At 31.7% G+C, this 13,988-nt stretch carries 9 protein-coding genes; 1 reads left to right on the plus strand and 8 read right to left on the minus strand.

The genetic code is table 11. The features are described from left to right. Nucleotides 1-4 precede the first annotated feature (4 nt). The gene (locus ACR0QS_RS01440; protein ID WP_432631667.1) at nucleotides 5-997 is read left to right on the plus strand and encodes a glycosyltransferase family 9 protein; all 993 of its coding nucleotides are present in this window, start codon (nucleotides 5-7) and stop codon (nucleotides 995-997) included. Between the two features lie 84 nt (nucleotides 998-1,081). On the opposite strand, the gene ACR0QS_RS01445 is transcribed toward ACR0QS_RS01440, so the two are convergent. The 8 genes from ACR0QS_RS01445 to ACR0QS_RS01480 form a co-directional block, all read right to left on the minus strand. Beyond that, nucleotides 1,082-3,157 carry an AAA family ATPase gene (locus ACR0QS_RS01445; protein ID WP_432631668.1) on the minus strand — a complete coding sequence of 692 codons (2,076 nt, stop codon included), beginning with the start codon at nucleotides 3,155-3,157 and terminating at the stop codon, nucleotides 1,082-1,084. Further along, nucleotides 3,154-3,657: a hypothetical protein gene (locus ACR0QS_RS01450; RefSeq protein WP_432631669.1), complete on the minus strand. Its 504-nt coding sequence runs from the start codon at nucleotides 3,655-3,657 to the stop codon at nucleotides 3,154-3,156. Before ACR0QS_RS01450 ends, ACR0QS_RS01445 begins: the two co-directional genes overlap by 4 nt. 313 nt (nucleotides 3,658-3,970) lie before the next feature. After that, nucleotides 3,971-5,191, minus strand: coding sequence for an FprA family A-type flavoprotein (locus ACR0QS_RS01455; RefSeq protein WP_432631670.1), 1,221 nt, complete (start codon nucleotides 5,189-5,191; stop codon nucleotides 3,971-3,973). Between the two features lie 54 nt (nucleotides 5,192-5,245). Next, nucleotides 5,246-7,177, minus strand: coding sequence for an acyl-CoA dehydrogenase family protein (locus ACR0QS_RS01460; RefSeq protein ID WP_432631671.1), 1,932 nt, complete (start codon nucleotides 7,175-7,177; stop codon nucleotides 5,246-5,248). A gap of 315 nt (nucleotides 7,178-7,492) precedes the next feature. After that, a complete protein-coding gene (gene rpoD / locus ACR0QS_RS01465) occupies nucleotides 7,493-9,274 on the minus strand; it encodes an RNA polymerase sigma factor RpoD (protein ID WP_432631672.1) in 1,782 nt (593 codons plus the stop codon). Between the two features lie 2 nt (nucleotides 9,275-9,276). Then, entirely contained in the window at nucleotides 9,277-11,103 is a 1,827-nt protein-coding gene (gene dnaG, locus ACR0QS_RS01470) for a DNA primase (RefSeq protein WP_432631673.1), read from the minus strand. A 132-nt stretch (nucleotides 11,104-11,235) separates the two neighbouring features. Beyond that, nucleotides 11,236-12,519 carry an adenylosuccinate synthase gene (locus tag ACR0QS_RS01475; RefSeq protein ID WP_432631674.1) on the minus strand — a complete coding sequence of 428 codons (1,284 nt, stop codon included), beginning with the start codon at nucleotides 12,517-12,519 and terminating at the stop codon, nucleotides 11,236-11,238. Nucleotides 12,520-12,753: 234 nt separating this feature from the next. Further along, entirely contained in the window at nucleotides 12,754-13,791 is a 1,038-nt protein-coding gene (locus tag ACR0QS_RS01480; RefSeq protein ID WP_432631675.1) for a hypothetical protein, read from the minus strand. Nucleotides 13,792-13,988: the final 197 nt, after the last annotated feature.

The raw sequence follows: 13,988 nt of genomic DNA on the forward strand, positions 1-13,988 counted from the left end.
TCAAATGAAAAAAATATTAATAATCGGAATGAATTATATCGGAGACACAATATTTATAACTCCGCTAATAAGAGCGATAAAAAAACATTATAAAGATTGCATAATAGATATTGTAAACGGAGAGCGAGGAATAGATATTTTAAAAGAAAATCCGCATATAAATAAAATCATAATCAAAAACGAAAATATTTTGGAAAAAATAAAAAAAGAAAATTACGATATCGGTTTTACGGCGACTACGGCTTTTTACGGAGCTTCGCTTTTATATAAGGCAAAAATTCCAATAAGAGTCGGAGCGAACAGCGAATTAAGAGGAATATTTTTAAATAAAAAAACTTCTTGGAAAAAACATAAGAGGCATATAGTCGATACGATTTTATCAATTTTGAAACCTATGAATATAGAAACTGACGGAATAAATACGGAATTATTTTTAACCGAAGAAGAAAATAATTTTGGAATGGAAAAAATGAAAAATTATAAAAACGGTTTGTTGGTTCATGGCGGAGCGACAAGAATAAGCAAGCGATATAACGCAGAAAATTTTGCTAAATTGATTGAAATGTTTTATAAAAAAATTCAAGTTCCAATTATTCTTATCGGTTCCAATTCAAAAGAAGATATTGATTTTGCAAATAAAATGAAAACGAAACTCGGAAATATAATAGCGGAAGATTTTACGGCTAAACTTTCGGTAAGAGAACTTATGGCGGTTATAAAAAATTCTTACGCTTTAATCGGAGGAGACAGCGCGCCTTTGCATATTGCCAACGCTTTTAATATTTATTCAATCGGAATTTTCGGCGACACTTTGCCTTTGATTTACGGAGTGCGAGGAGAGAAATCTTTTAATATAGAAGCGAGGAAAAAGTATTGCAATTTTTTTAAAAGTTTTCATTGCGAATATATAAAGCGAGGATGTAAAACGGTTGATTGTTTGAATAGATTAAAGGCTGAAGAAATTTTGGATTATCTTATTTTGGTTTATGATTTATAGAGGAATATTTAAAATAGCGTCCAATTTAAAAATATTTAAGGCTATTATCATTTTTTTAATAATAGCCTTTTATAAATAACTCAATTAAGGATTTAAATATTTTAATAATTTATTAAAATTATCTATGGTTTCTTCACTCGGTTTACTGTTTTCTTCAAATATCATTTTCTTAAATAAAGAAGTTTTTTTACTACTTTTCGATTTTAATATCTCCAAATATTTTTCAATATCTTCTGGCGAAAATAAGTTTTCTATTTCATTTACTATTTTACTGCCTTTCTTTTTGTCTATTAGCCTATCATCCTCCAACAATTTTATATCAAATTCTTTTTCTTTATTTGGTTCTAATGGATAAATAGTTACTTTATTAGTTAAATTTTCTTTTCTGCATACTTCTTGGAAAACTTTCACGCTTGCATCGTTATCTACGAATACCTCTACAGATTCGCCGCCGATTTTTAATTTTGATAATTTGATAAGTTTATTCTTCATTTCATTATTATCTTTACCTAACCCTCCAATAGGTAAAAATACTAATTTTAGTTTTTTATCTTCTTCTTTATCCTGATTATATAAAAATTTGAATGCCGTCAAATAATTATAATCGGTAATGCCTTCCACAAATATAATTTTATACTCTCTCGTTAAGTCGCTTCTCAATATACCGAAACTGTTAATTATCGAGTCGAGAGTGTCGACTTCATCATCAGCCAATGCCGAAAAATCGCTTTGAATTCTAGCTCCTATTCCGTCTTTATTATTTTTTATTATTCTTAATTCGTCCAAATAATCTATATCGGCAAACGAAGGATTATGAGTCGTGGCAATAAAAGTTATTCCCGTATCTTTTGCAAATTTCTTAATAAATTTTCTTAAATCTCTTCTGCCAGGAATAGATAAATGAATTTCAGGCTCGTCCATCAAAACTATATCGCCTGCTTTCAATTCGTCAGTATATAGAAAATTAAAAAAGAAATTGAAGAACCATTTAAAACCTACGGATTGTTTAGATAGAGTCATTACTTCATCATTTTTATATATAGATAAATATATTCTATTCTCTTCTAACTCTATAGAAAAATCATAATTTTGTAGAGTTTCTAATTCTGATTTTTGAAAAAATAATTCGTTAAATCTTTTATTAACTATATCTTGTAATCTTTTATTTATATTTTCTTTGTATTTTTTAATATGAGCTGGATTAGGTTTTTCATAATTAGTTTGGACGGTAGATATTCCTTTTCCTATGGCTTTGAATAGAGAATTAAAAAATTTTGAATCTTTAATTCTTTCAGGCGTAGTTATTAAATCTTCATCTTTAATATGTTCTTCTTTATAAAAAACGATATTTGGAATAAAATCTATATCATATTTTTCTTTAATTATATCTTTATATGTTTCAGCCTCTTTTCCTTTTGTATAAGCTATGGTGTCCAAATCGATAAAATTTAACTTTTCTAATTTTCTACCATAACTATTATAACTATTATAACCATTTATAAAATTATTTAAAAGTGTTTGTAAAGATGTATATACATTTTTTAATTCATCATATTTTATTTCTGTATCTTTATTACTTTCAATGCTACTATAATAAGTATTCAATAACTGATTTAATTCATTCCAATAATTAGTAGAATATCGTTCTATATGGTCATTATATGAATTAAATTTATTTTCAATTTCTTGTTTTACTTTATCTAAATATAATTTTGGTTCTATTATTTTTGTATCTTTCGCAATATTACTTATTAATTCTGCATTTCCATCTCCATCTATATTCAATTCCAAATCGCAAGAATTATCTTCATCGTCTATATAAACTAATTTTAATTTCGGGAGACATTCTTCATAATCCATAAAATCGGGTAAACAATTTTTAAAATTTTTATTTATAGTATCCTCAAGAATTCCCCAGTTGTCTGCATACGCTTTTTTAGCAGTATTTTTTTTCACATTAGATTTTGCAGCAAGGCTAATAATATTGATAGCGTCCAAAATATTAGATTTGCCGACATTATTCTCGCCTATCAAAATAATTAATTCGCCGATTTTATCTTTATCCAAACTATTATTTAAATAAAGTCTTTCCCATTGTTCTTCTTCTTTGGTTATTCCAATGTTTTTGAAATTTTTAATTTTTAGAAATCTTTGACTCATTTTGAGCCTCCTTTTTTTAATTTTATTTTAAATCCTTGAGTTTTATATAAATCTTCAAGCGGTTTAATAAACTCAACTTCTTCCACGGATAATTTTTTGTCGGACAATTTTTTACATTCCATTAAGTAATCTAAAATCGGGTCAAAAAAATTATCTTCCGTAAGCATATATATAAAATCCTCTTTAGATTTATTTTCTTTTTTTAACAGGTTTTTTATTTTTATTTTTTTATCCTCGTTTTTGCTAATATTTTCCGCTTCCACTCGAACTATATTATTGAGTATAAAATTTATCACATTATTTTTGCCTATAGTCGAATAATTATTTTCTATATAATCGAATAAAGTAAGCACTCTCGGATTTATCTCTTCTTTATGTCCCTGTTCGTAAAGCTCGATATATTTATACATAGTCGGGCGGGAGACTTCCAAATATTCCGACAAATCGATTAGCCTCAAACCTAACTCTCTTATTTTATCTCTTAAAAATTTTTGCTCCATAAAATAACTCAATCTTTAATTTAATATTCTCTTAATCTCTATGTTATAAGTATAATTTATTTTACGGAATATGTCAAGTAGTTTTTAACAAAAAATATAAAAAAATTCATTACATTTTATGTAAAGCCTTCTATTATACTACATTTAATACATTTTTTAGGCTATTTAAATTATTTTTTATTTAAAATTATTTAAAAATCCATTTTTTCATTATAAACAATAAATAAAATAAAAAAGCCAATGGAAAATAATTAATTCTCCATCGGCTTTAACTTTTACGCTTTTTAACAATTATTAAATCGTCAAAAAACTATTATTTTTGCTGTTTGATAGATTCAACTATAGCATCCACCAAAGCGTCCATTTCGCCTATATTCGCTTCTTTCATAGAAGAAGATACCGAAACTTGAGCGTCTAGCACTTCAGATTGTTTAAGATTATTTTCTATATACTCTTGCATCAAAGCGCCCGATTTAGGAGCCCAAGAACCGTTTTCTATGATGGCAAATTTTCTCTTTTGAAGATTAAGCGCCTTCATATCATGCAAATATTCATACATAGGCGGATAAATATTCAAATTGTATGTAACGGATGCCAAAACGACATGGCTCAATTTGAAAGTATCGGAAATCAAATAAGATACATGCGTGCTTGACACATCATGCATAACTATATTCGTTACTCCTTTGTCGGCAAGTTTAGCCGCAAGAACTCCCGCCATATCTTCCGTGTTTCCATACATAGAAGCGTAAACGATTAAAACGCCTTTTTCTTCAGGAACATAAGTGCTCCATTTGTCGTATTTTTCGAGTATATAGCCCAAATCTTTTCTCCAAACTGGACCATGCAAAGGACAGAATATTTTAATTTTGTCTATGATTCCGCCCGCTTTTTTGAGGAGATGCTGAACATGAGGACCGTATTTACCCACAATATTCGTATAATATCTTCTCGCTTCGTCAAGCCAGTCTCTGTCGAAATTAACTTCGTCCGCAAATAATTTTCCGTCCAAAGCTATAAATGTTCCGAAAGCGTCCGCAGAGAATAAAACTCCGTTCGTAGTGTCGAAAGTTACCATAGCTTCTGGCCAGTGAACCATTTGAGCGGCTACGAATAAAACTTCATGCTTTCCGAATTTTTGAGTGTCGCCTTCTTTAACCTGTATCTTTTGGCTATCTGGAACCGTAAATCCGAACTGGTCCATAAACATAAAGGCTTTTTCGGTAGATATTACTTTAGTTTCGGGATATCGAAGTAAAACCTCTTGAATACAAGCCGCATGGTCTGGTTCCATGTGATTGATAACCATATAATCGAGTTTTTTGCCGTTTAAAACATATTTTATATTGTCTATAAACTGTCGGCATACAGCCCAGTCTACGGTATCAAAAAGAACCGTTTTTTCATCCATTAAAAGATAAGAGTTATATGAAACGCCTTTAGTTAAGGGATGCACATTTTCAAATAGGGCTAAACGATGTTCATTCGCTCCAACCCAGTATAAATCTTCTGTTACTTTTCTAACGCAATGCATTAATTTTCCTCCTGTTAGTTTTTTAATTTAATTATAAACTACAATTATCACTTATTAAAAACCCTCTATAAATGTAGATTTTTCTTCGCTACATTCAGGGCATACCCATTCGTCAGGTAGAGATTTAAACTCTGTTCCTGGCAATACTTCCGCTTCAGGGTCGCCGATTAGAGGATTATATTCATAGCCACAACCGGTGCATACATATAATTTTGGTATTTCGATTGTTTTCTTAGGAGCTATTCTCTTCATTTTCTTGAATGGAACTTCGGCAGGTTTTTTAGTTCCCGTATCCAAAGCTTTAGCGAGCAAAGGCAAAATTTCTTTAACATCGCCCACTATTCCATAATCAGCGTTTTTGAATATTTTAGCGTTTGCTTTAATATTTATCGCTACGATTATAGCGGCGTTTTTAATGCCTTTCAAGTGCTGATTTGCTCCAGAAATACCGCAAGCTATATACAAATTACCGTTGAATTTTTGTCCAGACATGCCGACATATCTGTTTATAGGCAAGTATCTTAATTCTTCTGCAACAGGGCGAGAACAACCGATAGCCGCGCCAGCAGCTTTAGCCAAATCTTCAACCAGTTTAATATTTTCTTTTCCGCCGATACCTTTACCCATACTTACCACTCTTTCGGCGTCAACTATAGGAGTATTAATATCAATGCCAACGGAGAAGTCTATGCCGTCTTTTTGTAAAGCCGCAACCAAAGCGTTAACTCTGTCTTGAGCAGAACCGTCTTTGAATATGATATTTCTTCTTTCGCCGGTAATAGGACCTTTTTTAACCATAAGTCCTCCGCCACCGCCTCCACCGCTTGGAGCTTTAGGCATTTTACCGAGTATAGAGGCAGAAATAACCACTCTTTGAATTTCGTTAGTTCCTTCGTAAATTGTGCAGATTTTAGCGTCTCTGTAGGCTCTTTCAACCATGTAAGCGCCTTTAATATATCCGTTTCCGCCGTGAATTTGAAGGGCGTCATTTACCACTTCCAAACCTATATCGGAAGCGTATTGTTTCGCTATAGCAGCTTCTGTTCCGTAAGGTTCATGGATTTCTTTTAAATAAGCGGCGCTATATATTAACAAACGAGCCGCTCGCAATTTTGTATACATGTCGGAAAGTTTGAAGGCAATCGCTTGTTGTTGAGCGATAGGGCGTCCGAACTGTATTCTTTCTTTTGAATATTCCAAAGCCGCTTCGTAAGCGCCTTGAGCTATTCCCAATGCTTGAGCCGCAATTCCTATACGACCTCCGTCAAGAGTTTGCATCGCAATTTTGAAACCTTGTCCTTCTTTGCCGAGCAAGTTTTCTTTAGGAACTTTAACATCGCTAAATAATAATTGAGCGGTTGATGAAGAACGAATACCCAATTTGTTATAATGTTCTCCAAATTCAAAACCTTCCCATCCTTTTTCAACGATGAAAGCGCTGATACCTTTTGTGCCTATGCCAGGAGTAGTAACGGCAAATACCACATAAATATCCGCTTTAGGAGCGTTTGTGATAAATATCTTTTCGCCGTTTAAGATATAATAATCTCCTTGCAATACCGCGGTAGTTTCCGTTCCGCCCGCATCCGAACCAGCTTCAGGCTCCGTTAAACCGAAAGCGCCTATTTTTTCTCCCGTAGCGAGAGGAGTTAAATATTTTTTCTTTTGTTCCTCCGTTCCGAAAGCGGCTATAGGGTAAGCGCCTAAAGAAGTATGAGCCGATAGAATAACTCCGACTCCGCCGTCGACTCTTGAAAGCTCTTCAACCGCTATTGCATAACTTATGACATCGAGACCAGCGCCTCCGTATTTCTTCTCATAAGGTATGCCCATTATGTCGAGCTTTTTTCGTCCCATATCCTTAACGGCTTCGTCAGGGAATTTGTTATCTAGGTCAAGCTCTACAGCTATGGGTTTCACTACTTCTTCCGCCCATGCTCTGACCTTAGCACGAAATTCTTCGTGTTGTTCAGTTGTTTTAAACATTTGCTTCTCCTTTAATTTGAATTTTAATATATATAAATTACAGATGATTAACTAATTTAGTAAATCCTTAAATCGCCTATTTTCAATATACATTTTATAACAATTAAAAACGATTTTTATCATACATATAGTATAGTAAAAAAAAATCTAATTGTCAAGTGCAAACCGCTATTAATTAAGAATAATATTCAATTTATTATAATTCTTTATTAGATTTTATGATAAATTAATACTAAATCCTATATAATTATCAAATTTAAACTCAAAATCAAGAAAAAAGCAAAAATTTTTATTAATTCTTTATATATTCTTTGTTCACGAATCTAAAAATTCTTTAAGTTTTTTCTTTTTTGAAGTGGCTCTTAATCTTCTTATTGCCTTCGCTTCTATCTGTCTTATTCTCTCTCGAGTCACTTTAAATACATAGCCGACTTCTTCCAAAGTATGACTGTATCCATCGTCCAAACCGAAACGCATTCTTATAACTTTCTGTTCTCTTTGAGGAAGATTTCCCAAAATAGAACCGATTTGTTTTTGAAGAATTTTGAAAGTAGTTATATTTTGCGGACTTTCAAATTCTTTATCTTCTATGAGTTCTCCAAGTATCGTATCCTCTTCATCTCCGATAGGCGCATTCAACGAAACGGGGTCCTTTGCCACATTTCTAACTTGTTTAACTCTGCTTTCGGGCCATCCTAACGCTTTCGCTATTTCCTGTATAGAAGGCTCTCTTCCGTATTGCTGCATATATTGTCTTAAAACTCTCGTCACTTTATTAATCTGCTCTATCATATGAACGGGAACTCTTATCGTCCTCGCTTGGTCGCTTATCGAACGAGTTATTGCCTGACGAATCCACCAAGTCGCGTAAGTTGAAAATTTGTAGCCTTTCTTATATTCAAATTTATCAACCGCTTTTATTAGTCCGATATTTCCTTCCTGAACCAAATCGAAGAAATGAAGTCCTCTATTGAGATATTTTTTCGCAATCGCTATAACCAGTCTTAAATTCGCTTTCACTATATGGTCTTTAGCCTGCGCTATTCTTCTTCTTGATGAATCTATTTTTCTAACCCATTCGGTTAAAGTTTCTTTGTCGACTCGAACCTCATCGTAAATATCAGCCAGACGAACTTGAGAATTATGAAAGCTCGTTATAACCGCTTCGATAGCTTCTGGAGTTATATTGAAATCGTCAACAAGTTTTATAAATATGTCTTTGTTTCCTTTTTCAATTTCCTTATAATAATTTTCAAAATCTTCTATATCTTTATAATATCTCTTTTTTAGTTTTCCAAAATATTCTTCTATTTGATTTATTCTATGCAAATAAAATTTTAATTTTTCGGCTATTCTGTCGATTTCCATTCTGTTTAATCGAACTCTAATAAGAAGTTTAACTATATTATCTTTAATTTCCGCTTGTTCTTTCGTCAAATTTTTAACGGTTTTCGGAGTCGATACTCTTTTGATTCTTTTATCCAAAGAAAGATATTTTTCAGCCAATACTTTATATTCTTTTTCAAAATTTCTATATTTTCTTTCTAATTTTCTTTTTTCCTGCGTGGACACATTATATATTCTCGGAGGTTCTAATATTTCATGAATTGAAACTCTGCCCGCATGAACATTTTTAATCGTAGTTAAAACTTCGCCTACAACTAAATGAGTGTTTAATATAATTCCTTCGATTTCGGATTCTCCCGATTCTATCTTTTTAGAAAATTCCACTTCATCGTCATGCGTGAGTAAATTAACTTTTCCAATTTCTTTCAAATATAATCTTATAGGGTCGTCATTGTTTCCTATTTTTTCTTCCACATGAATATATTTATTTTCATCTTCCGCTTTACTTTTTTCTTTTGACAGATTTTCAAATTCTTTTTTATCTTCTACTGTGGCTATATTTCTCGCGTTTAATAATTGAAATAAAATATCAATAACATCGGCGTCCACATTATCTATGGCGTTATTAATTTCCTTATATGTCAGATATTTATTTTCGTTTCCTTTTTCGAGCAACTTTTTTATTTTTTCGTTCTTTATTAAAAGGTCGCAATCTTCTTCTATCGTTTTATCAATAGTAGTGTCAATCATATTTAACTTCCTTGATGTAATTTTTCTTTTTGCTTATTAAGTAAATGAATTTCTCTCGCTTTCGCGCATATAGACTCAAAATTATCTTTACTTTGAATAGAATTACTTAAAAGTTCTTTCCGTTTGTAGTCTAAATCTCCGCTCTTCATTTTAATAATAAGCTCTTCCAATTTTTCTTCAATATTATCTTTATATAAATTTTCCTTGCTTTTTATTCGATTCGCTATATTCTCGTTTCCAAGTATATTTAAAGCGTCTTCCGATGTGGCGTCTTTTCCAAGAGTCAAGAGCCTTATATAAAATTCTTTAGTTATATCCTTCTTAAAAAGGTCAACTCCTATTTCTCTTTCAGCCTCTTTTATTAAAGACGGATTCAAAGCAAGCAAATATATTAAGCTATTTTCATAATAAAAATTATTATCGGTTTTTATATTTTTATTTTTTAAGACATAATTTTTTGAATTATAATTTAAAAATTTATTTTCTCTATTTACTTTAAACGAATTCATATAATCTTTATTGAAAGCCTCTCTATCTATAGAAAGTTTTGACGCTATATGAGATATTATCATTTGTTTTTCCGTTTCGCTTTTTAATTCATTTAAATATCTATAAAGAATATTTACAATTTTTAATTTTTCTTCTATCGAAAGATTATGCGGCTCTCTCTCTCCTTTTATACAACTTTCTACAATAAAATCATACCAATTGAGCCTATTTTTATATAAATTATCAAAACCATTTTTATTATAAATCGTAAAATATTCGTCCAAATCTTTAGTTTCTTTTATAGATAGTATAGTCAATTTTAAATCGAATTTCAATAGTATAAGGACGGCTTTTTGAGTCGCTTTTATTCCCGCTTCGTCTCCGTCCAAAGCCAAAACGACATTATTTGTATATTTTTTTATTTCGATTGCATGCTCTTCGCTTATCGCTGTCCCTAAAGAACCTACCGCGTTTTTAATATTCATTTTATGGCAGGCTATCGTATCCATATAACCTTCGACTAATATAATTTCGTCTTCTTTCATAATATATTTTTTAGCGATATTTATTCCGTATAAACAGGATTTCTTTTTGAAAATCAAACTTTCTTTTGAATTCAAATATTTAGGTTCTTTTCCGTCTATACTTCTTCCGCCGAATCCTATGATTTCCTCTCTTTCGTTAATAATTGGAAACATTATTCTATTTACAAAATTATCGTAGAAATGATTTGGATTATTTTTGCTCACATTTACAAGCCCCAAAACATTCATATTTTTCACGCTAATTTTATTTGAAGAGAGAGATTTAATAAGCGCGTCCCAGCTTGGCGGAGCGTATCCGATTTTGAATTCTTTTATTATAGCGAAAGGCATTTTTCTATTTTTCAAATATTGAACGGCGTCTTTATAAAAATAATCTCCGTTTTTATCTTTTAGTAGAAGAGTTTTTCCAAAAAAATTGCAAGCCGTTCTGTTTATTCTTCTGCTTTCCAAATATATTTGTTCTTTTTGCGTGCTTTTAGACGAAAAGAAACCGCTCGTATCGATTGAAAATCTTTTTCCAAGATATTTAACCGCGTCTTTGAAATCCATTCCTTCTTTTTCTTTAAGATATGTTATCGTATTTCCTTTAGCGCCGCATGTAAAACACTGATATAATCCTTTTGAATCGTCAACCGACATTGAAGGATTTGCCTCCTGTCCGTCTTTATGAAAAGGGCATTGAACGGTATATTGACTGCCTCCTCTATGAACGACTTTATATTTATCTCTCAATATATCGACAAGAGAAACTCTCGACAAAAGAGAGTTTAATTTTTCAATAAATAAATTATCCACAGTAAATTAAAACTCAAAATTTTATTAATAATTAAAAAATATTTAAAAATAAAAATTCTATAATTAGCCTAATAACTATAAGAATATTTTAAAAAAAGTCAATAATCTTTTTTAGTATTATGTTAATTATTCTTAAAATATATTCTTACAAATTATAGTCTCGTCTCTGCCAGCGCCAACCGAAACTATAGATATTTCCGTGTCCGTTATTTCGCTTAATCTTTCGAGATATTTTTTAGCGTTATCGGGTAATTTTTTATAATCTCTTATATTTTTTGTATCGGTTTTCCAGCCTTCAAATTCTTCGTAAACGGGTTCTACTTTAGAAAGAATATCCAAATCGGCAGGATAATCTTCAATAATTTTTCCGTTATATTTATAAGAAACGCATATTTTTAATTTATCCAAATTATCAAGTATATCTAGTCGAGTTATAGCCAAAGAATCGAGTCCGTTCACATAAGCGGCATGTTTTATAACGCAAGCGTCAAGCCATCCGCATCGTCTCGCCCTTCCCGTCACCGTTCCGTATTCGTTTCCTCTGTCTCTTATATGATTTCCTATTTCGTCAAAAAGTTCGGATGGAAAAGGTCCCTCTCCGACTCTTGTTGAATAAGCCTTAACCACTCCGATAACATTATCAATCTTTCTTGGTCCAACTCCGCTTCCAGAACAAGCTCCTCCAGAAGTAGGCAAAGAAGAAGTTACAAAAGGATAAGTTCCATGTTCCAAATCAAGCATCGTAGCCTGCGCCCCCTCGAATAAAATATTCTTTTTTTCTTTAATCGCTTTATTTAAAATCGTAATCGTATCGGCGACATAAGGCTTTAATCTTTCGCCGTATTCCAAATATTCTTTTAATATTTCCTCGTAATTAAAACCGTCATGATTGTAGAGTTTTTTAAGAAGTTTATTTTTTAATTCCAAATTGAATTTTAATTTTTTAGAAAAAATTTCTTTATTCATTAAATCGCAAATTCTTATTCCGATTCGTCCCGCTTTATCCATATAGCAAGGTCCGATTCCGTTTTTTGTAGTTCCAAGTTTATTTTCTCCCAAATCTTCTTCTTGAAGTTCGTCAAGCGCTTTATGATAAGGAAAAATTATATGCGCTCTATCGGATATTTTGAGATTTGATATTTTAATTTTCTTACTTTTGAGTTCGTCTATTTCTTTTAAAAATACTTTAGGCTCGATGACTATTCCGTTTCCAATAATGCAAATTTTATCTTCGTATAATATTCCCGAAGGCAAGAGTCTTAATTTATATTTGTTTTCGCCGACAACTACGGTATGCCCCGCGTTGCTTCCGCCTTGAGAACGAACGACATATTCGCTTTTTTCGGCAAGAAAATCGACAATTTTTCCTTTACCCTCGTCTCCCCATTGAGTGCCGACTACGATTACAGAAGCCATTTTTCCCCCAAAACTAATTTAAATATTTTTACGATTATTAACGAAAAAACCAAAGGCAATTATATAAATCTTTTATAAAATTTCAAGTAAAATTGAATCCTTATTTCGTGACTAATATATTTTATTGATACTTTACTTATTAATTAAAGTAGATATAAAAAAGAGCCTACCATTTCTGGTAAGCTCCCGTTTCACGAGTCTATTATTATGTTAACTTTAATATACGATATTTTATTATCTGCTAACCCAATCGCCCTCTGGATGTTCTTCCAAATGCCAAGCTTCAGGCGTGGCAGTCATAAACCAGAAGTTATGAGCGCCTGGATTATAGGTCAAATTTACCTTCTGATTCAAAGCGTAATTTTGCGGGTCTTGATTATCTACAAAATCTGGGTCTCTTCCCAAAAAGTATTCTATATTATCTCTCCATCCGCCTTTATTCCAAACATTGTAATATGAATCAACTCCGAATCTGTCAAAATTCTGGTCGTTAAATCCTATATTCATTACCAAAAGCTCTAAATCGCCTACCTCTCTCTTGTCATTATTAGGATTATATCCAGCATGCATGAATTTGCTAAAATGCGTCCAGTTATATTGTCCAGCATTTTCTATTAAGTTTTCATAAAGTCCAGCTACAGTGTAAGTTTCAGCAGATTTTCCTCTATAATATTTTACTATTACCGCTCCTACAAGTTTTCTGATTTTAAGCGTTCCTTTACCTAATCGGTGATATACTAAATCAACATTCTTATCGAAGTAGTAATGATGAACTTCTTTAGGGTTACTGCAATAGTCCCAATCTCCGTCTCTGATAAACCATCTTCTTCCGTCATTCATTCCTTTTCTACTAATCATTTCTTTCCAATATTGGAGCAAAGTATTAGTATCCTGATAACTTACGCTTGGATAATTATCTCCGCGCCATGGAGTATAAACCTTATAATATGTGTCTTCAGCAAAAGTAGGTTTTGTAGGTTCTGGAGGTTGAGGTTCTGGGTCAATGTTAGTGTCGCCAGGATTATCTATATTAGTGTCGCCAGGATTATCAATATTAGTGCCACCAGGCTCATTTGTTCCAGGCGTATTCGTCACAGGTATATTCGTTACAGGTCCAGTTTTTCCAGGGTCTGGTATTAATGTCGGTCCAGACACGCTTGGATTTGTTGCTTCGTTTCCTTTGCATGCAACTATACCAGCAATACTAAATATAGCGATTAATAAAATAGCCGCAATTACTCGTGAAGTTTTGAGAATTTTTTGGGTTGTCATAATTAACTCCTTAATTTTATTTATAGGGCTTCTCCTTCCCTACTCTAAATAGTATAATACATTTTTTCTAAAAAGTCAAGTAAAAAATTTTATTATTATCAAAAAAAAAAAAAAATAAGAAATTTACAAAAAGTAATGAATTTATGAAAGAATTTAAGCGAATTTACGGCAAAAGTTAACATAATTTATATATTTTC

Origin of the sequence: Brachyspira sp. (genome assembly GCF_050873525.1) — a bacterium.
Lineage (GTDB): Bacteria > Spirochaetota > Brachyspiria > Brachyspirales > Brachyspiraceae > Brachyspira.